Source organism: Pseudomonas sp. 34 E 7 (genome assembly GCF_900005715.1).
Lineage (GTDB): Bacteria > Pseudomonadota > Gammaproteobacteria > Pseudomonadales > Pseudomonadaceae > Aquipseudomonas > Aquipseudomonas orientalis_A.
On sequence record NZ_CVTX01000085.1, the window covers coordinates 39,562 to 63,002 of the forward strand.

Here is a 23,441-nt window from a genome sequence, read left to right on the forward strand (position 1 = left end):
GATGGGCATTGATCTTCCGCTGATCTGGGCCGTGATCATCATCTTCGGCATCATGATGTACGTGGTGATGGACGGCTTCGACCTGGGCATCGGCATCCTGTTTCCGTTCGTGAAGGGCAAGACCGACCGCGACGTCATGATGAACACCGTGGCGCCCGTGTGGGACGGTAACGAAACCTGGCTGGTATTGGGCGGCGCGGGCTTGTTCGGTGCGTTTCCGCTGGCCTACTCGGTGGTGTTGTCGGCGTTGTACCTGCCGCTGATCCTGATGTTGATCGGGCTGATCTTTCGTGGCGTGGCCTTCGAGTTCCGCTTCAAGGCCAAGGACCATAAGCGCCACCTGTGGGATAAGGCATTTATCGGCGGCTCGCTGACGGCCACGTTCTTCCAGGGCGTGGCGCTGGGGGCGTTTATCGATGGCATTCCGGTGGTGAATCGCCAGTTCGCCGGCGGCTCGCTGGACTGGCTGACCCCGTTCACCATGTTCTGCGGCGTGGCGTTGATCGTGGCGTATGCCTTGCTCGGCTGCACCTGGCTGATCATGAAGACCGAAGGCAAGTTGCAGGAACAGATGCACAACCTGGCGCGCCCGCTGGCCTTCGTGGTGTTGGCGGTGATCGGTATCGTCAGCCTCTGGACGCCGCTGACCCACGCCGAAATCGCCTCGCGCTGGTTCACCCTGCCGAACCTGTTCTGGTTCCTGCCCGTGCCGCTGCTGGTGCTGGTGACGATGTACGGGTTGTTCCGCGCCGTGGCACGCCGGGCGCACTACACGCCCTTCCTGCTGACGCTGGTATTGATCTTCCTGGGTTACAGCGGCCTGGGGATCAGCCTGTGGCCGAACATCATTCCACCGTCAGTCTCGATCTGGGACGCCGCCGCGCCGCCGCAAAGCCAGGGCTTCATGCTGGTGGGCACCTTGTTCATCATTCCGTTCATCCTGGGCTACACCTTCTGGAGCTACTACGTGTTCCGCGGCAAGGTCACCCATGAAGACGGTTATCACTAGGAGGGTCGCAGCATGGCGGGCAAACCTTCGTTGCACGATATCGAACAGGCCGAGAAACAGCCGCTGTGGCGGCGCCTTGGATGGCTGGCGATGATCTGGACCGGCAGTGTGCTGGCCTTGTTTATCGTCGCCAGCCTGATGCGCATGTTCATGAACGCGGCCGGGCTGACTACCCACTGACATCCCGATCCGGGCTTTGCGGCCCGGTTTTTCAGCCCTGCTCTTCTTACCGGAAGGGCAGGGTTTTTTTATTTGCGCGCCTTGAGAATGACGAACTTGGGCGTGGCTGCCACTTGTTCGACGCCACGGAACAGGCGCGCCAATTTGCTGTGATAACCCAGGTGACGGTTACCGACGATATACAGCGCGCCACCCACCACCAGCGCCTCCCGCGCCTGCTGGAACATGCGCCAGGCGAGAAAGTCGCCCACCACCTGCTGCTGGTGGAAAGGCGGGTTGCACAGCACCACGTCCAACGACTGCGGGGCCTGGCCGGCCAGGCCGTCATCAGCGCGCACGATGACATTACGTCCGCCCAGCGCGGCCTGCCAGTTTTCGGCAACTGACTGCACCGCCATGAAGGACTCGTCCACCAGGGTGTAGTGCGCATCGGGATTTTGCAGCGCGCTGGCAATTGCCAATACGCCGTTGCCGCAGCCAAGGTCGGCCACGCGGGCGCCGCCCAGGTTGTTCGGCAGGTGCGGCAGGAACGCGCGCGTGCCGATGTCCAGGCCTTCGCGGCAGAACACGTTGGCATGGTTGAGCAGTTCGATGGCCGGGGTATCCAGCGAGTAGCGGGTAGGGTAGGGCGATACGGGCGCGGGGCGCTGCGCGACGGTGGCGATCAGCAGCCGGGCCTTTTTGACCGCGAGCGTGGCATGCATCGGTCCGATGTAACGCTCCAACAGTTCACCGGCGGCGCGTGGCAAGTGTTTGACCATGGCCCCGGCGATCACTTCGGCGCCCGGTGCGAGTTGCCCGTGCAACCGGATCAACTGTTCTTCGAGCAGCGCCAGGGTCTTCGGCACACGCAGCAACACCCGATCGAACGGCCCGACCGGCACTTGGCTGGCCGGTACGAACGTTACCGCATCAAAGGCTTTACCGTTGCGCACCAGGTTTTTTCCCAGGCCCTGGGCGGCGAGGAACGAGTCCCCGCTGGAGGTCACCTGCACCTGGCCTGCAAGGCTGGCCGCGAGGGCGCCGAAGCTGTCATTGAGTACCAGCACACGGGTTGCCGCAGGGGGTTGCTGGCCGGCGAGGTGGCTGAGCAGGTATTCGTCGGCGGCATCGAAGGCTTGCAGCGGATCATTGTGTTGCTCGGGCTGACGGATCAAATCGAGCTGGGCGAAGGGGCTGTCAAGCAGGGGCATGGCGGGGGAGGCTCTGGGTAATCGACGGAACCGTCTGAGTGAACGGCGAGGCAACCTGTGAAAGGGCTGAATCAACACTCAGAATGGGCCGCAAATGTTACTTTTTTTTCAACGCGATGACATGCGGTGTTTCTTGTTTGGGTCAAAACAGTCCTGCTTTAGAGGCACTGAGCACGGCCTGGATCTTATTGTGCACGCCAAGCTTCTTGAAGGTACTGCTGATATGAAAGCCCACTGTACGCTCGGACAGGCAGAGAATGGCCGCGATCTCGGAAGCGGTCTTGCCCATGGCGGACCACTTGAGGACCTCCGTCTCCCGTGCGGTCAACTTGCTGGGCGTGTTGATATGGGCTTTGTCGGCGTATTTTTTTGCAACCACTGCATGCATCGCATGGCAGAGCCACAACACCTGCCCGGCTTTTTCGTAAAGCTCTTCGGGGCTGACCTCGCCTTTGCCACGCGTCAGCGTGAGCATGCTGAACACACCCTGGAAATCATGGACCGCCTGACTCCAGCCCAAGTGCACCCCAAACGACTGGGCCAACTCCCACAGCTGGGGGGTACTGCTAAACGTTTTCGGGTCCCAGACAATGGGCAGGACACTGTTCTTGCAGTGGGATACAACAGGGTCTATTTCGAAGAAATGCGCTCGTTTGTAAATATTTCTCCATTCACTGGGATGGTTATCAAGATGTATGGGGTCTGTTTGGTTGCTTGGGGCTTGAGAACTCATCGTAAATGAGCAATGTTGGAATCCTAATTCATACGTGTGATTGACGACCATTTCAAACACGCTGGTGATTTCGCTCTCGCCTTCAAGCTTGGGCAGCCGTGTATTGCGCCATTTGACCATCGATTGCTCTCCATAGGTTTTCGTGTGACTTGGGTACGTCCTCATCCCAATGCGACTTGAATGGAAAGTGTAGGATAAGTCTTACTTGTGGGGCTGAAAAAAAACTCCTTGACTGCCTTGGGTCAGGCTGTAACAGAGTGGACAAGGACTGGGCTTTAGTCGGACTTATGGAAGAGAGCGCAGTTTTTCAATTAGTTACGAATGATGTCAAAGTGACGCCATCGGTACGTTCGCTTTCGTGTTGTTGCGTATTGCGGGCGTATTCATAGCGAAATGTTTAGTTCGGTGTTGGGACGCTATTTGTCACCGATTGTTACCCGCCTGACAGGGCCGTCGACTCGGTTGACTGTAATGCCATTACCAATCAGCGGTGTTTGCGCGGCGCGCTTTGAGAGACACTACGGCCCTGTGCAAAACGGAGCCCCCCATGACGGCCAGTGCTGAGAAATTTACCCGCCAGACCTTGCTCGATGTGCAATCGCTGACTCCCAGCCTTTTCACCCTGCGCACCACGCGTGATGCCGGTTTTCGCTTTACCGCCGGCCAATTCGTGCGTCTGGGCGTCACCAAGGCGGATGGCAGTACCGTGTGGCGCGCCTATTCCATCGTGTCGTCACCGTTTGACGAATACCTCGATTTCTTTTCCATCGTGGTTCCAGGCGGCGAGTTCACCAGTGAGTTGAGCCGCCTGAAAGTCGGCGATAGCGTGCTGGTGGAGCGCCAGGCCACCGGCTTTCTGACGCTGAACCGCTTTGTAGACGGGCGTGATCTGTGGCTGCTGGGAACCGGCACCGGGGTGGCACCGTTCCTGTCGATCCTGCAGGATTTCGAGGTGTGGGAGAAGTTCGAACGTATCGTCCTGGTGTACAGCGCACGCGAGGCCAGGGAGCTGGCCTACCAGACGCTGATCAAGGAACTGGGCGAGCGCGAATACCTGGCCGAATACGCCCACAAGCTGATCTACATCCCTATCGTCACCCGCGAGCGGCATCCGGGCGCATTGAACGGGCGTATCACTACCTTGATCGAGAACGGGGAGCTGGAGCGCGCGGCCGGCATCGCGTTGACAGCGCAGCACTCACGCGTGCTGATTTGCGGCAACCCGCAGATGGTCGATGACACGCGCCAGTTGCTCAAGCAGCGCGACATGCAACTGAGCCTGAGCCGACGCCCGGGCCAGGTGGCGGTGGAAAACTACTGGTAAAAAAAAGGCGCCTCACGAGGCGCCTTTTTGCATCTGCCGGTCAGAGCGGTTTGTCGTTCTGTGCCTTGAGCAGGTCGCGAATCTCGCCCAACAGCACCTCTTGCTTGGTCGGCGTCGGCGGCAGGCTCGGGGCTACGGCCTCTTCGCGCTTGAGGCGGTTGATCGCCTTTACACCCATGAAGATGGCGAAGGCGACGATCAAAAAGTCGACCACGCTCTGGATGAACTTGCCGTATGCCAGCACCACGGCGGGTGCATCGCCTTGCGCGGCTTTAAGCGTGATTGCCAGGTCGCCGAAGTCCACGCCACCGATCAACAGGCCGAGGGGCGGCATTACCACGTCGCCTACAAACGAGGAAACAATTTTGCCGAACGCGGCGCCGATGATAATACCGACGGCCATGTCGACCACATTACCTTTGACCGCGAAGGCCTTGAACTCACTGATCACGCCCATAAGTTATTCCTTGTTACAGATGAGAAGGGTGGAGGTCAGTGTAAGTCAGTCGTAGCGGGCTCGCGCGACACAACCTTTAACACTGTTGGTTTTAATCGACACATTAAAACGCAATTAGTTTGCAAAGTGCCACCAATCGCGCGCGGAATAGGCCTAATTTCAGCGGGTTACCACATTTTTTTCTCAATCGGGCCTGTGGGGTTTTTCTATTTATCTTCTGACCCGCAGGTCACTAGCCTCTGGCAAGCACAACTGAATGTGCACTAAAAAAACCAGAGGAAACCTTGATGAACCATTCAATCAATCGCAGGCCCGTGTCGGCACGCCAAGCCTTGGCGTTGGTGACCGCCAGCCTGCTGACCCTCTCCGTGCAAGCCGCCAACCTGACCCGTGACAACGGCGCCGCCGTTGGCGATAACCAGAACTCGCAGACGGCCGGCGCCAATGGCCCCGTGCTGCTGCAGGACGTTCAATTGATTCAGAAGCTGCAGCGCTTCGACCGCGAACGTATCCCCGAGCGCGTGGTGCATGCCCGTGGCACGGGCGCCCATGGCACCTTCACCGTGACCGACAACCTCAGCGACCTGACCAAGGCCAAGGTATTTGCCGCCGGTGAAGCCACGCCGGTATTCGTGCGCTTCTCGGCCGTGGTCCACGGAAACCATTCCCCGGAAACCCTGCGCGACCCACGGGGCTTCGCCACCAAGTTCTATACCGCCGAAGGCAACTGGGACCTGGTCGGTAATAACTTCCCGACGTTCTTCATTCGCGATGCCATCAAGTTTCCGGACATGGTCCACGCGTTCAAACCGGACCCGCGCACTAACCTGGACGATGACTCGCGTCGTTTCGACTTCTTCTCCCATGTTCCCGAGTCCACACGCACACTGACCGAGTTGTACTCGGACTCCGGCACACCGGCCAGTTACCGGGAGATGGACGGCAACGGCGTACATGCCTACAAGTTGATCAACGCCAAGGGTGAAGTGCACTACGTCAAGTTTCACTGGAAGAGCCTGCAAGGCATCAAGAACCTTGACCCCAAGCAAGTCACCGAAGTGCAAGGGCGTGACTACAGCCATATGACCAATGACCTGGTCACCCATATCAACAAGGGCGACTTCCCCAAGTGGGACCTGTATGTGCAGGTGTTGAAACCTGAAGACTTGGCCAAGTTCGATTTCGACCCGCTGGACGCCACCAAGATCTGGCCGAATGTGCCGGAGCGCAAAGTCGGGCAAATGGTGCTCAATCGCAACCCGGGCAATGTTTTCCAGGAGACCGAACAAGTGGCGATGGCCCCGGCCAACCTGGTGCCGGGTATCGAACCTTCGGAAGACCGCCTGCTGCAAGGTCGGGTGTTCTCCTACGCCGACACGCAAATGTACCGATTGGGCGCCAATGCCCTGCAACTGCCGATCAACGCCCCACGGGTCACCGTCAACAACGGCAACCAGGACGGCGCGCTGAACTTCGGCAAGACCACCACCGGCGTGAACTACCAGCCAAGCCGCCTGTTGCCACGGGAAGAGCCGCAGGCTGCGCGCTACAGCCAGTCGCCGCTGTCGGGCAGCACCCAGCAGGCGAAGATTCAGCGTGAGCAGAACTTCAAGCAGGCCGGTGACTTGTATCGCTCCTACAGCAAGAAAGAGCGTCAGGACCTGATCGACAACTTCGGCGGCTCGCTGGCGACCACCGATGATGAAAGCAAGCACATCATCCTGTCGTTCCTCTACAAGGCCGACCCGGAATACGGCACCGGTGTGGCCAAGGTGGCCAAGGGTGACTTGGCGCGTGTGAAAGCACTGGCTGACAAACTGACTGACTAACCACGCCCTCCTGTAGGAGCGAGCTTGCTCGCGAAGAACTCAAAGGCAACGCATTTATCCAGGATGCACGCGTTATCGTTGACGTTTTTCGCGAGCAAGCGCGCTCCTGCAAGGGGATCTTTCTCAAGGATCTTGATCATGCGTACGTTCATATGGGCACTGCTGGCCTGCTGTTCGTTCAGTGTGCTGGCCGAACAACCCCCCTCCAATGACCCTGGTGCGCTCAAGGCGCAGCTTCAGGATTATTATTTCGACGCCGCCCGCCGTGGCGACCTCGACATGCTCAACACTTTCATTGAGTCGGGCTATGCCCTGAATACTCAGGACGACAAGGGCTACACCGCCTTGATCCTCGCCGCTTATCACGGCCAAAGCGCCTACGTTGAGCGCCTGTTGGCCGCCGGCGCCGACGCCTGCGTGCAGGACAAGCGCGGCAACACCGCGCTGATGGGCGCGATTTTCAAAGGCGAACTGCAAATCGCCCAGCGCTTGCTGGCCACCGACTGCAACCCCGACCAACGCAACGGCGCGGGGCAGACGGCCGCCATGTACGCCGGGCTATTTAAACGCGTGGAATTGTTAAGCGAATTGAAGGCCAAAGGCGCCGACCTGAACGCCGAAGACCCCATCGGCAACAGCGCTTCACGCTTGGCCAGCGGTGAAATCCGGACCCCGGCGCCGCGCTGAGCTATCATCGCGGTTTTTCGGTTGGAGGTTCTTCAATGGCAAAGGCCAAGCGCATGTACGGCTGCACCGAGTGCGGCGCGACCTTTCCCAAATGGGCGGGCCAGTGCGGCGAGTGCGGTGCGTGGAACACCCTGACTGAAACCATGATTGAAAGCGGTGGCGCCGCAGCGCCCACCGGCCGCGCCGGCTGGACCGGGCAACAAGCGCAGATCAAGACCCTGGCCGAAGTCAGCGTCGAAGAGATCCCGCGTTTCTCCACGGCCTCCGGCGAGCTGGACCGGGTATTGGGCGGTGGCCTGGTGGACGGCTCCGTGGTGCTGATCGGCGGTGACCCGGGTATCGGTAAATCCACGATCCTACTGCAAACCCTGTGCAGCATCGCCAGCCGCATGCCGGCGCTGTACGTCACCGGGGAAGAGTCCCAGCAACAAGTGGCCATGCGCGCCCGTCGCCTGGGCCTGCCCCAGGACCAACTGCGGGTCATGACCGAAACCTGCATCGAAAGCATTATCGCCACGGCGCGCATCGAAAAACCCAAGGTCATGGTGATCGACTCGATCCAGACGATTTTCACCGAGCAACTGCAATCGGCGCCCGGCGGCGTATCCCAGGTGCGTGAAAGCGCGGCGCTGTTGGTGCGCTATGCCAAGCAGAGCGGCACGGCGATCTTCCTGGTCGGCCACGTGACCAAGGAAGGCGCGCTGGCCGGGCCGCGAGTGCTGGAGCACATGGTGGATACCGTGCTGTATTTCGAAGGTGAATCCGATGGCCGCCTGCGGTTGCTGCGGGCGGTGAAGAACCGTTTTGGCGCGGTGAACGAGTTGGGTGTATTTGCCATGACCGACCGCGGGCTGAAAGAAGTCTCCAATCCGTCGGCGATTTTTCTCACCCGCGCTCAGGAAGAAGTCCCAGGCAGCGTGGTGATGGCGACGTGGGAAGGCACCCGGCCGATGCTGGTGGAAGTCCAGGCGCTGGTGGATGACAGCCATCTGGCCAACCCGCGCCGGGTCACCCTCGGCCTGGACCAGAATCGCCTGGCCATGCTGTTGGCGGTATTGCACCGCCATGGCGGCATTCCGACTCACGATCAGGACGTCTTCCTCAACGTGGTGGGCGGGGTCAAGGTGCTGGAGACCGCGTCCGACCTGGCGTTGATGGCGGCGGTGATGTCCAGCTTGCGCAACCGGCCGTTGCCCCATGACTTGCTGGTGTTTGGCGAGGTGGGGTTGTCGGGCGAAGTGCGCCCGGTGCCCAGTGGCCAGGAGCGCTTGAAAGAGGCGGCCAAGCATGGCTTCAAGCGGGCGATCGTGCCCAAGGGCAATGCGCCGAAGGAAATGCCGCCAGGGTTGCAGGTGATTGGGGTCACGCGCCTGGAACAGGCGCTGGATGCGCTGTTCGAGTAATCACCAACACCGCAAAACCCATGTGGGAGGGGGCTTGCCCCCGATGACGGCAGGTCAGTCAATCTATCAGCGCCTGACACACTGCTATCGGGGGCAAGCCCCCTCCCACATTTTGACCTGTGTTGGATTCCAGGTTTCCAGCAATGCCGCCACCGCTGCGCCATCATCCAGCCTTTATTTCCGCTTTTTTTGCCTCGGCAAGGCTCTAGACCAAGGAAGGGGGTGGCCTTTAAGGCCAACAGCGCTAAACTCGGGCTGGCTGTCCTTTCTGTCCACCCTGGCTGGAATATAAAAATGAAAAATAATAATAGCCTGCTACGCCATCTACCCTGGCTGGTGCTGGCAATCGTAGGAGCATGCGCCCTCGGCGTAGTGGCCTTGCGCCGCGGCGAGGCGATCAACGCCTTGTGGATTGTGGTTGCTGCGGTGGCCATCTACCTGGTCGCGTACCGGTACTACAGCCTGTTCATCGCCAATAACGTGATGCAACTGGACCCACGGCGGGCAACTCCCGCAGTGGTCAACAACGACGGTCTGGACTACGTGCCGACCAACAAACACATTCTTTTCGGTCACCACTTTGCGGCGATTGCCGGCGCGGGGCCTCTGGTCGGCCCGGTATTGGCGGCGCAAATGGGTTACCTGCCCGGCACGCTCTGGCTGATTGCCGGTGTGGTGCTGGCCGGTGCGGTGCAGGATTTCATGATTCTGTTCCTGTCCACCCGGCGTAACGGCCGTTCCCTGGGCGACATGGTCCGCGAAGAAATGGGCCGCATTCCCGGGACCATTGCGCTGTTCGGCTGCTTCCTGATCATGATCATCATCCTCGCGGTGCTGGCGCTGATCGTGGTCAAGGCCCTGGCCGAAAGCCCGTGGGGCATCTTCACGGTGATGGCGACCATCCCGATCGCGATGTTCATGGGCATTTACATGCGCTACATCCGTCCGGGCCGCATTGGCGAGATTTCGATCATCGGCGTGCTGTTGCTGCTGGGTTCGATCTGGCTGGGCGGGCAGATCGCCGCTGACCCGGTGTGGGCCAAGGCCTTCACCTTTACCGGCATCCAGATCACCTGGATGCTGATCGGCTACGGTTTTGTTGCCGCAGTACTCCCGGTGTGGCTGATCCTGGCCCCGCGTGACTACCTGTCGACTTTCCTGAAAATCGGCACCATCATCGCGCTGGCGATTGGCATCCTGGTCACCATGCCTGACCTGAAAATGCCGGCGCTTACCCAGTTCATCGACGGCACCGGCCCGGTGTGGAAGGGCGGCCTGTTCCCGTTCCTGTTCATCACCATTGCCTGCGGCGCGGTCTCCGGTTTCCATGCGCTGATCTCCTCGGGCACCACGCCCAAGCTGCTGGCCAATGAAAGCCATGCGCGCTACATCGGTTACGGCGGCATGCTGATGGAGTCGTTCGTAGCCATCATGGCGATGGTTGCTGCGTCGGTGATCGAGCCTGGCGTGTACTTCGCCATGAACAGTCCGGCGGCGATTGTCGGTAGCGACGTGGTGACCGTGGCGCAGACCGTCAGCAGCTGGGGCTTTGCAATCACCCCCGAGGCGCTGTCGGCCGTGGCCCATGACATCGGTGAAACCACCATCCTGGCCCGTGCCGGCGGTGCACCGACCCTGGCGGTCGGTATCGCGCAGATCCTGCACAGCGTACTGCCGGGTGAAAACACCATGGCGTTCTGGTACCACTTTGCGATCCTGTTCGAAGCGCTGTTCATCCTGACGGCAGTCGACGCCGGTACCCGTGCCGGTCGTTTCATGCTGCAGGACCTGCTCGGCTCCTTCGTGCCGTCGCTCAAGCGCACCGAATCCTGGACCGCCAACCTGATCGCCACCGCCGGTTGTGTGGCGATGTGGGGTTACCTGCTGTACCAGGGCGTGATCGACCCATTGGGCGGCATCAACACCTTGTGGCCGCTGTTCGGTATCTCCAACCAGATGCTGGCCGGGATCGCGCTGATGCTCGCCACGGTTGTGCTGATCAAAATGAAGCGTCAGCGCTACATTTGGGTGACCCTGGTGCCGGCCGTCTGGCTGTTGATCTGCACCACCACGGCGGGCTTTATCAAGCTGTTCGACGCCAACCCGGCAATCGGCTTCCTGTCGCTGGCGAAGAAATACAGCGATGCCCTGGCCAACGGTCAGATCCTGGCTCCAGCCAAGAGCATCGACCAGATGCAGCACGTGATCTACAACGCCTACACCAACGCAACGCTGACGGCGCTGTTCCTGTTCGTGGTGTTCAGCATCCTGTTCTATGCGCTCAAGGTCGGCATTGCCGCCTGGGGCAACAAAGAGCGTACGGATAAAGAAGCGCCGTTCCAGGCCGTACCGGACGCATAACCGAGGATTGCACCCATGTTCAATGACATCAGTCGCCTCGGTAAATACCTCGGTCAGGCCGCGCGCCTGATGGTCGGCATGCCCGACTACGACACGTACGTCGAGCATATGCAAACCAAGCACCCGGACAAGCCGATGATGGACTACAAGGCGTTCTTCCGCGAACGCCAGGAGGCCCGTTACGGCGGCAAGGGTGGGCCCAAGTGCTGCTGACCCGGCACTCGGGCCAGTAGTGATTCCATGTGGGAGGGGGCTTGCCCCCGATAGCGATGTATCAGCGACACATCAGTGCCTGACACACCGCCATCGGGGGCAAGCCCCCTCCCACATTTGTTTTGTGTTCCTTCAGATATAAGGAGAACTGTCTGTGTCCTCTCCCATTCCGGTCACCGTGCTCAGCGGCTTTCTCGGCGCCGGCAAGACCACCTTGCTGCGTCATCTGCTCAAGGCCGAACACGGCTTGAAGATCGCCGTGATCGAAAACGAATTCAGTGATGCCGGCATCGATACCCAACTGTTGGGCACAGAGCCGGTACAGGTCATGACCCTCTCCAACGGCTGCGTGTGCTGCACCATCCACACCGATTTGACTAAGGCGCTGTACTTGCTGCTCGAGCGGCTGGACAGCGGCGAAATCGCCTTCGACCGCCTGGTGATCGAGTGCACCGGCCTGGCCGATCCCGCGCCGGTGGCCCAGACCTTTTTTATCGATGAGGAACTGCGCGAGCGCTATATCCTTGACGGCATCATCACCCTGGTGGACGCGGCCCACGCCGAGCAACACCTGACCCAGACCATCGCCCAGGCCCAGATCGGCTTTGCCGACCGCCTGCTGGTGAGCAAGCGCGACCTGGTGGACGAAGCCTCCTTCAACGCCCTCAGCGAACGCCTGACCCGCATCAATCGCCGCGCACCAATCCGGGTGGTGGAGCATGGCAAGATCGACCTCGCCGAGTTACTGGATGTGCGCGGCTTCAACCTCAACGCCGGCATGAGCCTGCGCCCGGTCAGTGCTGCGCCATCGGTCGACCGTATTTCCAGCCTGGTGCTGCGCACCGACCAGCCGCTGGATATAGACCGCCTCAGTGAGTTCATGAACGAACTGTTGGAAGACCATGGCAAGCAACTGCTGCGCTACAAGGGCGTGCTGAACATTGCCGGAGAGGATCGGCGCATGGTGTTCCAGGGCGTGCTGAAGCTCTACGGCTTCGACTGGGACACCGAGTGGGCCGAAGGTGAGACGCGGGAAAGTGTGATTGTGTTTATTGCCGATGAATTGCCGGAAGACAAGATTCGAGAAGGGTTTGCCAGGGTCTACCGGGCATAAAAAAGCCCACCTGTAGGAGCGAGCTTGCTCGCGAAGAACTCACAGGTAACGCGTGCTTCCAGGATGCACGCGTTACCGTTGACGTTTTTCGCGAGCAAGCTCGCTCCTACAGTGGGCTTCTTAGTATTACGCGCCGTACACCGGCAGCTTCTTGCAGATGGCCTTGACCTTCTCACGTACCGCGTCGATCACGGCTTCGTTGTTCAGGTCCGCCAGGATGTCGCAGATCCAGCCGGCCAGTTCCTTGCACTCGGCTTCCTTGAAGCCACGGGTGGTCACAGCCGGGGTGCCGAAGCGCAGGCCGGAGGTGACGAACGGTGAACGTGGGTCGTTCGGCACGGAGTTCTTGTTCACGGTGATGAAGGCTTTGCCCAGGGCAGCGTCAGCATCTTTACCGGAAATGTCCTGCTTGATCAGCGACAGCAGGAACAGGTGGTTCTCGGTACCGCCGGACACCACGTCAAAACCGCGCTCGATGAACACGCCGGCCATGGCCTTGGCGTTCTTGACCACTTGTTGCTGGTAGGTCTTGAACTCAGGCTGCAGCGCTTCCTTGAAGCAGATCGCCTTGGCCGCGATCACGTGTTCCAGCGGGCCACCCTGGGCGCCCGGGAATACGGCGGAGTTGAGCTTCTTCTCGATCTCGGCATTGGCGCGCGCCAGGATCAGGCCGCCACGTGGACCGCGCAGGGTCTTGTGGGTGGTGGTGGTGACCACATCGGCGTAAGGCACCGGGTTCGGGTAGACGCCAGCAGCGACCAGACCGGCCACGTGCGCCATGTCCACAAACAGGTAGGCGCCAACCTTGTCGGCGATGGCGCGGAAGCGCGGGAAATCCAGGATCTGCGAGTAGGCAGAGAAACCGGCCACGATCATTTTTGGCTTGTGCTCGACCGCCAGGCGCTCGACTTCGTCGTAGTCGATCAGGCCGTTGGCATCGATACCGTATTGAACGGCGTTGTACAGCTTGCCGGAGGAGGACACGCTGGCGCCGTGGGTCAGGTGGCCGCCGTGGGCCAGGCTCATGCCCAGGATGGTATCGCCACCTTGCAGCAGGGCCAGGTACACCGCGCTGTTGGCTTGGGAACCGGCGTGGGGCTGGACGTTGGCGTAATCGGCGCCGAACAGTTCTTTGGCACGGTCGATGGCCAACTGCTCAACCACGTCGACGTATTCGCAACCGCCGTAGTAGCGCTTGCCTGGGTAGCCTTCGGCGTACTTGTTGGTCAGCACCGAACCTTGAGCCTCCATCACCGCAGGGCTGGTGTAGTTTTCCGAAGCGATCAGCTCAATGTGCTCTTCCTGGCGCACGGCTTCTTGCTCCATGGCGGCGAAGAGATCGGCGTCGTACTTGGCAATAGTCAAATCACGGCTGAACATGGCGGTCCTCAAGGATCGGGGGCAGAAAAGGAGGGCATTCTAACCCAATGGGTTTTGGATGGCATATGAAAGGACATCATGTCGCGGACAAGTGGGGCTCATCTGGGTGTGGGGGGGGACTGTGCCGGCCTCATCGGGGGCAAGCCCCCTCCCACATTTTGATCTGCGAACACATTCAAGTGTGGGAGGGGGCTTGCCCCCGATGAGGCCAGTGGCCTCACCACACATCTCAGTCAAACATGAATAGCGCATCATTGCTGAACTGCGCCTCGAACCGATTCGCCGGCATCGGCCGCCCGAACAGGTAGCCCTGCACTTCATCGCAGCCATGCTCGCGCAGGAAGTCCAACTGCTCGTGGGTTTCCACGCCCTCGGCGATCACCGCCAGGTTCAGGCTGTGGGCCATGGCGATGATGGCGCGGGCGATCTGCGCATCCTGCTCGCCGGAGGGCAGGCCGTCGACGAAGGTGCGGTCGATCTTCAGGACGTCGATGGGGAATTGCTTGAGGTAATTGAGCGATGAATAACCGGTGCCGAAGTCGTCGACCGCAATGCTCAGCCCCAGGTTTTTCAGGCTGGCGAGGATCTGCATGGCTTCGTTGACTTCGCGCATCAGGATACTTTCGGTCAGCTCCAGCTCCAGGCACGCCGGTGGCAGGCCGGTGTCCTTGAGGATGGTGGCGATGCGCGTGCCCAACTGCCCGTCGGAGAACTGTCGCGCCGAGATGTTGACCGAGACTTTCGGCACTCGCACTTTGTTCTGGTGCCAGGTCTTGAGCTGGCGACAGGCTTCGCTGATCACCCAATCGCCCACATCCACCACCAGCCCCAGCTCTTCGAGCACCGGAATGAAATCCCCCGGCGGCACCAGGCCGCGGCGTGGATGGCGCCAGCGCAGCAGGGCTTCGGCGCCGGTCAGGCGTTTGCCGTCGCCGCTGAACTGCGGCTGGTAATAGAGCACGAATTCGTCCTGTTCCAGGGCGTGGCGCAGGTCGCTTTCCAGTTCCAGGCGTTCCAGGGCGCTGGCGTTCATGTCGGCCTGGTAGAACTGGAAGTTGTTCTTGCCGCGCTCCTTGGCGTGGTACATCGCCGTGTCGGCGTTCTTCATCAGCTGGCTCAGCTCGTTACCGTCCTGGGGGCTCAAGGCGATGCCGATACTGGCGGTCACGAAGAATTCGCGGCCTTCGAGCACGAACGGCTTCACCAGGCTGGCCAGGATCTGCTCGGCCACGGTGATGGCACGGTTCAGCGCCATTTCGCGGTTGATACGCGGTTGCAGCAGCAGGGTGAACTCGTCGCCGCCCATCCGTGCCACGGTGTCGTCTTCGGCCACGCAACCGAGCAGGCGCGTGGCCATTTCCTTGAGCATACGGTCGCCGGCGGCATGGCCCAGGGAGTCGTTGATCGGCTTGAAGCGGTCGAGGTCGAGGAACATCAGCACCACCCACGATTTCTGCCGCTCGGCCGATTGCAACGCGGTGTGCAGGCGGTCCTGGAACAGCGTGCGGTTGGGCAGGTGGGTCAAGGCGTCGTAGTAGGCCAGGCGGTGGATGCGCTGTTCGCTGGCCTTGCGCTCGCTGATATCGCTGAAGAAACACACGTAGCTGGCCAGGTCGCCTTCATCATCGAACACGGCCGTGATACCGACCCAGGCCGGGTAGTGCTCGCCATTGCGGCGCTTGAGCCACACTTCACCTTCCCAGGTGCTGTGCTGGTGCAATTGCTTGAGCACGTAGCGCAGGTGGGCTTCCTGCTGTTCGTCGACGGTGAGCATGTTCGGCAACTGGTCGAGTACATCGCTGACGGCGTAACCGCTGACCCGGCTGAAGGCTTCGTTGGCCTGTACGATATAGCCGGCCGGGTCGGTGATCAGGATCGCCGAGGTGGAGTGTTCGAACACCGTGGCCGCCATGCGCAGGTCTTTTTCCGCGCGGCGTTGCTGGCTGATATCACGGCCGACGCCGAGGATGCCTTCAAACGCGCCATGTTCGTCCCACACCAGCACCACGCGCAGCTCGATCGGCACTTTGCGCCCATCGGCGCGCAGGCAGTCGAACAGGAACAGTTGGGTCTGCACCTCATCGCGCAGGCTGTTCAGCGCCTCGGGATTACCCACGGCACGGCTGACCTGCTCCATCAGGCCGTACATGCCGGTGAGCTGCTGCGGGTTGGCAATGATCGACTGCCAGCCGTTCTTGAACACCCAGTCCACGTCGTACCCCAGCACGGCGTTGACCGATGGGCTGACGTAGTTGAGGGCCAGTCGGCTGTCGGTGGAACAGATCACGTCACTGATGCTTTCGGCCAGCATGCGGTAGCGTTGTTCGCTGTCGCGCAGGGATTCGCTGGCCTCGATCTGGTCGGTGATGTCCTTGGCCACGCCGATGATCCGTGTGACCGCCGCCGAGGTGTCCGTGGCCAGGGCCTGTTCGCGAATGTCGAAGCGTCGCCACTGGTTGTTGCGGTGACGAAAGCGCAGCTGGCAGTGCAGTTGGGTCGTATAACCCACCTCGCGTTGCTGTTGACGCGCGTCCTGGTAATGCTCGGCGTCTTCGGGGTGCAGCAGGATTTCCCAGAAGTACTCCCCCATTTTCTGCAGTTCGGCTTTGTTGTAGCCGAGGGTATGGCCCAGGTGATGGTTGCTGAAGATCATGCGCTGGCTGACCACGTCCTGCACATACAGGTGGTCGGGCACGGTGCGTACCACATCCGACCAGAAACTCTCGCGCTCGACCAGCGACAGCTCGATCAGCTTGCGGCTGGTGATATCGCTGATGCTGAGGATGACCGCCCTGATGTCATCCTGCTGTTCCGGCAGACGCATGACCAGCCACAGGTATTGTTCATTGCCCGCCACATCGTTGAGCTGGATTTCCAGCTCCAGTTGTTTTTGCCGGGTCAGTACGGCTTCCAGCACCTGGTGGCCGATCGAGGTGGCATTGTGCGGGCCATCGTCAATCAGGCGCTCCCAGGCCTGCTCGCAGGAGCTGACGCCCAACAGGCGCACCGCCATCTGGTTGATCTCGGTGACGCGCAACTCCTTGAGCAGTTTGCGCCGCTCGGCGGGGTTGGCCTGCATCCAGGCGTGCAATTGTTCGCTGTCCTGCACCTGGGGCTTGTCGCAGAACGCCTTCACCCCCGACAGATCGAGTACGCACAAGGCCACGCCGGTGCCTTCGAAAATATCCTGGTAACGTCGGCGGCCCTCATTCACCTGGCGCTGGCGCCGGCGCATGTTCAGCAGCACGATCACCGGGATCAGCGAAAAAGCCAGGCCCAGCAGGCATTTGCCGATAAAGGCCGGCAGCAGTTGTTCGAGCACCGCGCTGCGGTCGAACAGCCCGTGCAGTTGCCAGTCACTTTTGCTCAAGGGTGTGACCAGCACACTTTTATTCAACTCGTCCGGGGTCAACGCAGTGGCCCAGGGTGCTGGCATGCCGCTGTCGCGGCTGACCACGCGGTGGTTCAGGCGGTTCTCGATCGCCCACATCGGGCGCTGGCCCTGGGCATCCTGGCGCGTCAGGTTGGCCAGGTAAGTGGGCGTCAGGCGCAGTGCCCAGTACAGTTTCGAGCCACCGCTGGGCTGGTGCAGCAACAGATAGATGACGGTGCCGTCGCTGTCGTTGCTCAGGTAATAGGCTTGGGCGTGGCTGCGCTTGACCAGTTCTTCGAGCAGGGCGCTGTCCTGGCTGTCGCCGGCGGTGTCGCTGATCAGCGCGCCGCTGGGGGCGAGCAGGGCGAAGCTGCGCAATTCGGGAAATGAGCGCTGCAACGTGCGCATCAGGGCCTGTTGTTGTTCGGCGTTGCGCGGCGGTTCGACCATCGGCAGCAGATTCAAGGCAATCTGTGCGCTCAGGGCCATGTTCTGGCTGATCTGTTCGGCCAGGTCGGCGCTGTAGTCGATGGTGTATTGCTGCTGGTTTTTCTGGTTCTGCTGCAATTGGTCGAGCAGTTGCCAGAACAATAACGCGAGCAACACCAGCACAAGCGTCGCCAACGCGCCTTTAAAGGTGCCGTGCAGGGGCGCTCCTGGCGCTAGATGAGCGGCGCGCAAGGGCGTGGGCGGCGTGACTTTGGACAAGCTGTGATCCTGCGGTTGGCTGGACTGGCGCGCGACGTGCACTATAAGCCGGACGCCCGGAGGGCGGCTAGCATGCCTTGAGTTGTGGCAAAGTGCCAGTCCCGCCTGGCTGGACTGCCCCAGCGCATTCAGGTAGCTTTGCCGGTTACGCGGGGGCGTTCCAGCCCCAGATATTCAGGCTTTTTTTCGCTCGCCGGCATTGATGATAGTCAACGGCCCGCGCGGCGCATGGCCTGGCACGGGCTTCGTCCGCTTAATTCATCAGTCACTGACGCTAGGTTCACCATGGCTCAATACGTCTTCACCATGCATCGGCTGGGAAAAGTTGTTCCGCCGAAGCGGGAAATCCTGAAAAACATTTCGCTGTCCTTCTTCCCTGGCGCCAAGATCGGCGTGCTCGGCCTCAACGGTTCGGGTAAATCCACGCTGCTGAAAATCATGGCCGGCGTCGACACCGAGTTCGAAGGCGAAGCCCGCCCGATGCCGGAGCTGAACATCGGCTACCTGCCCCAGGAGCCGATCCTGGACCCGACCAAGACCGTGCGTGAAGTGGTCGAAGAGGCCGTCAGCGTGATCAAGGACGCCCAGGCGCGCCTGGACGAGGTCTACGCCGCCTACGCCGAGCCGGATGCCGACTTCGACAAGCTGGCCGCCGAACAGGCCAAGCTCGAAGCCATCCTGCAGGCCGGCGACGGTCATAACCTGGAGCGCCAGCTCGAAGTCGCCGCCGACGCCCTGCGCCTGCCGGCCTGGGACGCCAAGGTCGAGTTCCTGTCCGGTGGCGAGAAGCGCCGTGTGGCCCTGTGCCGCCTGCTGCTGTCGGCTCCCGACATGCTGCTGCTCGACGAACCGACCAACCACCTGGACGCCGATTCCGTCGCCTGGCTGGAGCACTTCCTGCACGATTTCCCGGGCACCGTGGTAGCGATCACGCACGACCGTTACTTCCTGGACAACGTCGCGGGCTGGATCCTCGAACTCGACCGTGGCGCCGGTATCCCTTACGAGGGCAACTACTCCGGTTGGCTGGAAGCCAAGTCCGACCGTCTGGCCGCCGAATCCAAGCAGCAATCGGCCCATGAAAAAGCCATGAAGGAAGAACTGGAGTGGGTGCGCAAAGGCGCCAAGGCCCGTCAGTCCAAATCCAAGGCCCGTCTGCAACGCTTTGAAGAAATGCAGTCGCAGGAATTCCAGAAGCGCAGCGAGACCAACGAGATCTACATCCCGGCCGGTCCGCGCCTGGGTGACAAGGTCATCGAGTTCAAGAACGTTTCCAAAGGCTACGGCGACCGCGTGCTGATCGACAACCTGTCGTTCTCCATGCCAAAAGGCGCGATCGTCGGCGTTATCGGCGGTAACGGTGCGGGTAAATCCACGCTGTTCCGCATGCTGATGGGCAAGGAAACCCCGGATTCGGGCAGCATCGAGATCGGCGAAACCGTGCAACTGGCCTGTGTGGACCAGAGCCGTGAAGACCTCGATGGCAGCAAGACGGTATTCCAGCAGATTTCCGACGGCTCCGACCAGATCCGTATCGGCAACTATGAAATCCCGGCGCGTACCTACGTGGGCCGTTTCAACTTCAAGGGCGGCGACCAGCAGAAGTTCGTCAAGGACCTGTCCGGTGGTGAGCGTGGCCGCTTGCACCTGGCCCTGACCCTAAAAGAAGGCGGCAACGTGTTGCTGCTCGACGAACCGTCCAACGACCTCGACGTTGAAACTCTGCGTTCCCTGGAAGAAGCCCTGCTGGACTTCCCGGGCGCCGCCATTGTGATCTCTCACGATCGGTGGTTCCTTGACCGCGTGGCGACTCACATCCTGGCTTACGAGGATGATTCGCAAGCGGTGTTCTTCGAAGGTAACTACACCGAGTACGAAGCGGACCGTAAAAAGCGCCTGGGCGAAGCCGCTGCCCAACCGCACCGGGTACGCCACAAGAAACTGGCCTGATTCGGCAACAGGCGCCGCTTCGGCGGCGCCTGTACGCAGCAGCCTGTAGAAAAATACCCCTCACGCAGGGTAATGCTGTTCAGTTAAGCGTACATCGCCCTCTGTAGGAGCGAGCTTGCTCGCGAAAAACGTCAACGATAACGCGTGTGTCCTGATTGAACGCGGCGCCTGTGGTTTTTCGCGAGCAAGAGCTAGGCGCCCCCCTCGCTCCTACAAAAAGCCTTAACTGAACGGCATTACCCTCGCGCAGGGGTATTTTTTTGCCCGGATTATGCCAGCGCCGGCCGGCCTTGCAGCAATTCACCGACCACCCCCATGAACGCCTCGACCAGCAGCGAGCGTGATTGCGAGCGCGTGAGGATCAGCAGGTGCACCCAGGCTTCGGGGTCTGCCAATGGTCGGTAGACCACGCCTTGCCTGGCCAGCGTGCGGGTGCACTGGGGCACCAGCGAGACACCCTGGCCTGCCGCCACCAGGGCGATGATCGAGGTGATCTGGCGCCCCGCGGGGCCCGGGCGCAACGCCAGGCCGTGGCGTTGATACAGCTGCTCGATGGAACCGTTGAGGCCCGAACCGTAATCGCTGGGGAACAGAATCAACGGGAACTCACTGAGCTGGGCGAGGGTGACTTCGTCCTGGCCCGCTAATGGGTTGTCGCTGCAAAGCGCTGCGACCAGAGGTTCCTGCCCCAACGACAACACCTCGACGTCGGTTTGCCCGGGCTCCGGCAGCAGGCGGCTCATGCCGATGTCGATGCGACCGTCCAGCACGTGCGCATGCAGGCTGCCGGAAGCGCTCTCCACCAGGGTCAGTTGCACCTCGGGAAAACGCTGGGCGAAGGCTCGCAGGGTTTGGCTGAACAGCTCCGACAGCGCGATGGAGCTGGCATAGCCGACGACCAGTTGGCCGGTGGCGCCGGCGGCCAGCTTGGCGGCAATGTCCTGCGCGAGCCGGGCGTGCTCCAGCGCGGCGCGGGCATAGGGTAGAAAGTGCCGGCCCTGGGCGGTCAGGGTGACCGTGCGGCTGGTGCGGTCGAACAGACGAAAGCCGAGCTCGGTTTCCAGGGCCGAGATCTGCCGCGTCAGGGGCGGCTGGGCGAGGTGCAGGCGCTGCGCCGCGCGACCGAAGTGCAACTCTTCGGCGACCGTCAGGAAGTAACGTAACTTGCGTAAATCAAGCATTCTGTTTCCTGGGTATTGATCGGTCCGAATTCGGTATTGGTGTTCGCCACGCTGGGCATTCTATAAAGATCCTCGACAATAAGACGAGAGGTCCCATGAACCCGCGCTTGCATCACGCCCGCCTTGCCGTGTTTCTGTGTGGCTGTGCGGCGTTCCTCAATCTCTACGCGACCCAGAGCATCCTGCCTGTGTTTGCCCAAAGCTTCCAGGTGAGCGCCCGGCAGGCCGGGTGGAGCATTACCGTGACCACCCTGGCGGTGGCGCTGACTGCGCCGTTTGTCGGGCGCCTGACCGGACGTTTCGAGCAACGCACAGTGATTGTCGCGGCCGCCTTGCTGCTGGCGCTGCCGACGCTGCTGACGGCCTATGTGGACAGTTTTGCCGAGCTGCTGGTGTGGCGGTTTATCGAGGGTATGTTGATCCCGGTGGTGTTCGCCACCAGCGTGGCCTATATCGGCGACCGCTGGCGTGCAACGACCGTCACCGAGATCACCAGCCTGTACGTCGCAGGTACGGTACTCGGCGGGTTTGCCGGGCGCTTTGTCTCCGGTGTCATGACCCAATATGTCGGCTGGCGCGAAGCCTTCGAGCTGTTGGCAGTGATTAGCCTGGCGGTGGGCCTGCTGATCCTGTTGTTGCTGCCGGCCAATCCAGTGGCACGTCCCAACCTTGCGGTCGTGGGCGCGCGCGGGGTGCGCCGGCTTTTGCGCAAACCCTTGCTGGCGGCCTATGGCGTCGGTTTCTGCGTGCTGTTCTCACAAGTCGCCACCTTTACCTATGCCGGGCTGTATCTCAGCCAGGCGCCGTTCAACCTGGGCGCCGCCGCCTTGGGGACACTGTATGCCGTGTTCCTGCTGGCGCTGGTGGTGATTCCCATTGCCGGGCGCTTGAGCAAATCGCGACCGCAATCGCAGTTACTGAGTGCCGCCGTGGCCCTCGGGCTCTGCGGGTCGGCCCTGACCTTATTGCCGTCCCTGTGGCTGATCGTGCTGGGCCTGGCCCTGAGCTCGACCGGCGTATTCCTGGCCCAGGCCTGCGCCAATGCCTACATCGCCACCACGGCCGGGCAGGACAAGTCCGGCGCCGTAGGCCTGTACCTGACCGGCTATTACCTGGGCGGCAGCGCCGGCGCCGTGGCCCCGGCGCTGCTCTGGGAGCAGTGGGGCTGGCCGGGCTGCGTGGCATTGATCGCAGGTTTTCAGTTGTTGTCGCTGGTGATCGCCCTGCTGGGCTGGAAACCGGTAAACACCCAGGCGCTGATCGCCGGCCAACGCGGCAAACCGGCCTGATGTTTCATCCAATAAAGGATTATGAGAGGTGAATATGACTGACACCCTGATCAAGCGCAGCCAGTTGTTGAAGATCGTCGAACCGGTATTGAATGACATGCCGGCCAGTACCTTGCGGCATGCCCTGTTCGAAGCCTTCTGGGCTGAGGAAGAGGCGCTGATGGCTATCGAAGAGGCGTTTGCGCGACTCACCTCGCGTCGGCATCCGCCAGCGGTGCTGCGCAAGTTCTTCGCCAGTTGGTCCAAGACCAATAATTCGGCGGCCAGTGTGTCCGGCCTGGCCAATCGGATTACGTTGCTGGCGCGTTGCGACGCCGGTTCCGCTGCCGCCGCGCAGCTGTACCGCGCTTGCGGCAGCCTGCAGCGCATCACCGATGAAGACTTGGGCGCGTTGGGCAACACCGTGCACGCGGACCTGTTCTACACCATGGCGACCGCGCTGTGCGGCGATGACCAGTGGATGTTGAAGGACAATTGCCTGCCCTCGGCCCAGGCCTTCAAGGATTGGACCGACAGCCGTCGCCTGCGTGATCGCGACCTGTTGCAGGGCTTGCTGACCACGTTGATCCACGAGGTGTATACCCACGGCGAAGTGGAGTTCATCCATCCGATGTACTCGCAGTGGTTCGTACGGGACATGGGCGTGCCGCCGGAAAAATCCCGGGCGACGGTGGCCTGGGTCACCGTGCACACCGGCGGCACCGAGAGCAACCATTTCGCCCATGCGGTGGCGGCGGTGAACGAGTTCACCAGCGCCCTGCAGGTTGAAGTGGACCCCGCCACGGCGCGCGATATTTTTGCCGAATACCTGCAGCGTAAAGCCAGCGTGATGAACGACTGTGCGAAGTTGCTGGGTTGACCCGGCGTTCTGCCTGAGAGCCACTGACCCGAATGAACACCCTGAAGCACACCGCCGCCCCGTCGTTGTCGCCGCCTGACCCGGCAAGCGTGCGTCGCCGTTCCCTGGTGGCCGGTTGCGGCGCGCATGCCGTGCACGATGGGCTGACCGATGTGATCTACGTGTTGTTGCCGATCTGGCAAGCGCAGTTCGGCCTCA

At 61.2% G+C, this 23,441-nt stretch carries 18 protein-coding genes and 1 pseudogene; 13 read left to right on the top strand and 6 right to left on the bottom strand.

Going from position 1 to position 23,441, the window contains the following annotated elements:
• Position 1 precedes the first annotated feature (1 nt).
• Positions 2 to 1,009: a cytochrome d ubiquinol oxidase subunit II gene (gene cydB / locus BFP96_RS05895; protein WP_065886905.1), complete on the top strand. Its 1,008-nt coding sequence runs from the start codon at positions 2 to 4 to the stop codon at positions 1,007 to 1,009.
• 12 nt (positions 1,010 to 1,021) lie between these two features.
• Positions 1,022 to 1,189, top strand: coding sequence for a DUF2474 domain-containing protein (locus BFP96_RS05900; RefSeq protein ID WP_065886906.1), 168 nt, complete (start codon positions 1,022 to 1,024; stop codon positions 1,187 to 1,189).
• 68 nt (positions 1,190 to 1,257) lie between these two features.
• On the opposite strand, the gene BFP96_RS05905 is transcribed toward BFP96_RS05900, so the two are convergent.
• Both BFP96_RS05905 and BFP96_RS05910 read right to left on the bottom strand, forming a co-directional pair.
• Positions 1,258 to 2,382 (bottom strand): methyltransferase, encoded by a 1,125-nt coding sequence (locus BFP96_RS05905; protein ID WP_065935816.1) that lies wholly within the window; start codon positions 2,380 to 2,382, stop codon positions 1,258 to 1,260.
• Positions 2,383 to 2,524: 142 nt separating this feature from the next.
• The gene (locus BFP96_RS05910; protein WP_065895212.1) at positions 2,525 to 3,235 is read right to left on the bottom strand and encodes a helix-turn-helix transcriptional regulator; all 711 of its coding nucleotides are present in this window, start codon (positions 3,233 to 3,235) and stop codon (positions 2,525 to 2,527) included.
• A 427-nt stretch (positions 3,236 to 3,662) separates the two neighbouring features.
• Here BFP96_RS05910 and BFP96_RS05915 point away from each other — a divergent pair, with 427 nt between their 5' ends.
• Positions 3,663 to 4,439, top strand: coding sequence for a ferredoxin--NADP reductase (locus BFP96_RS05915; RefSeq protein WP_065895213.1), 777 nt, complete (start codon positions 3,663 to 3,665; stop codon positions 4,437 to 4,439).
• 40 nt (positions 4,440 to 4,479) lie between these two features.
• On the opposite strand, the gene mscL is transcribed toward BFP96_RS05915, so the two are convergent.
• The gene (gene mscL, locus BFP96_RS05920; protein ID WP_065886910.1) at positions 4,480 to 4,896 is read right to left on the bottom strand and encodes a large-conductance mechanosensitive channel protein MscL; all 417 of its coding nucleotides are present in this window, start codon (positions 4,894 to 4,896) and stop codon (positions 4,480 to 4,482) included.
• Between the two features lie 287 nt (positions 4,897 to 5,183).
• Here mscL and katB point away from each other — a divergent pair, with 287 nt between their 5' ends.
• The 6 genes from katB to yjiA all read left to right on the top strand — a co-directional run bounded on the left by katB (position 5,184) and on the right by yjiA (position 12,503).
• Positions 5,184 to 6,725, top strand: coding sequence for a catalase KatB (gene katB, locus BFP96_RS05925; protein ID WP_065895215.1), 1,542 nt, complete (start codon positions 5,184 to 5,186; stop codon positions 6,723 to 6,725).
• Between the two features lie 138 nt (positions 6,726 to 6,863).
• The gene (locus BFP96_RS05930) at positions 6,864 to 7,412 is read left to right on the top strand and encodes an ankyrin repeat domain-containing protein (RefSeq protein WP_065895216.1); all 549 of its coding nucleotides are present in this window, start codon (positions 6,864 to 6,866) and stop codon (positions 7,410 to 7,412) included.
• Positions 7,413 to 7,447: 35 nt separating this feature from the next.
• On the top strand, positions 7,448 to 8,815 hold the full coding sequence (gene radA / locus BFP96_RS05935; RefSeq protein WP_032884669.1) for a DNA repair protein RadA: 1,368 nt from the start codon (positions 7,448 to 7,450) through the stop codon (positions 8,813 to 8,815).
• Positions 8,816 to 9,109: 294 nt separating this feature from the next.
• Positions 9,110 to 11,176: a carbon starvation CstA family protein gene (locus tag BFP96_RS05940; protein WP_065886913.1), complete on the top strand. Its 2,067-nt coding sequence runs from the start codon at positions 9,110 to 9,112 to the stop codon at positions 11,174 to 11,176.
• Positions 11,177 to 11,191: 15 nt separating this feature from the next.
• Positions 11,192 to 11,389 carry a YbdD/YjiX family protein gene (locus tag BFP96_RS05945; protein WP_003176208.1) on the top strand — a complete coding sequence of 66 codons (198 nt, stop codon included), beginning with the start codon at positions 11,192 to 11,194 and terminating at the stop codon, positions 11,387 to 11,389.
• Between the two features lie 154 nt (positions 11,390 to 11,543).
• On the top strand, positions 11,544 to 12,503 hold the full coding sequence (gene yjiA, locus BFP96_RS05950; RefSeq protein WP_065935817.1) for a GTPase: 960 nt from the start codon (positions 11,544 to 11,546) through the stop codon (positions 12,501 to 12,503).
• A 126-nt stretch (positions 12,504 to 12,629) separates the two neighbouring features.
• Here the strand turns inward: yjiA and glyA are convergent, their stop codons facing one another.
• Positions 12,630 to 13,883, bottom strand: coding sequence for a serine hydroxymethyltransferase (gene glyA / locus BFP96_RS05955; RefSeq protein WP_065895218.1), 1,254 nt, complete (start codon positions 13,881 to 13,883; stop codon positions 12,630 to 12,632).
• Positions 13,884 to 14,112: 229 nt separating this feature from the next.
• A complete protein-coding gene (locus BFP96_RS05960; RefSeq protein ID WP_065895223.1) occupies positions 14,113 to 17,964 on the bottom strand; it encodes a sensor domain-containing protein in 3,852 nt (1,283 codons plus the stop codon).
• A gap of 285 nt (positions 17,965 to 18,249) precedes the next feature.
• On the opposite strand from BFP96_RS05960, the gene ettA reads away from it, so the two are divergent.
• Complete coding sequence (gene ettA, locus BFP96_RS05965) at positions 18,250 to 19,914, top strand: energy-dependent translational throttle protein EttA (protein WP_065886915.1); 1,665 nt, start codon at positions 18,250 to 18,252, stop codon at positions 19,912 to 19,914.
• 269 nt (positions 19,915 to 20,183) lie between these two features.
• Here the strand turns inward: ettA and BFP96_RS05970 are convergent, their stop codons facing one another.
• A complete protein-coding gene (locus BFP96_RS05970; protein ID WP_065935818.1) occupies positions 20,184 to 21,095 on the bottom strand; it encodes a LysR family transcriptional regulator in 912 nt (303 codons plus the stop codon).
• Between the two features lie 95 nt (positions 21,096 to 21,190).
• Here BFP96_RS05970 and BFP96_RS05975 point away from each other — a divergent pair, with 95 nt between their 5' ends.
• The 3 genes and pseudogenes from BFP96_RS05975 to BFP96_RS31115 form a co-directional block, all read left to right on the top strand.
• Positions 21,191 to 22,384 carry an MFS transporter gene (locus BFP96_RS05975; RefSeq protein WP_065895220.1) on the top strand — a complete coding sequence of 398 codons (1,194 nt, stop codon included), beginning with the start codon at positions 21,191 to 21,193 and terminating at the stop codon, positions 22,382 to 22,384.
• 34 nt (positions 22,385 to 22,418) lie between these two features.
• On the top strand, positions 22,419 to 23,243 hold the full coding sequence (locus BFP96_RS05980; RefSeq protein WP_065897625.1) for a hypothetical protein: 825 nt from the start codon (positions 22,419 to 22,421) through the stop codon (positions 23,241 to 23,243).
• Between the two features lie 32 nt (positions 23,244 to 23,275).
• A pseudogene (locus BFP96_RS31115) lies at positions 23,276 to 23,441 on the top strand (MFS transporter); the annotation flags it as partial.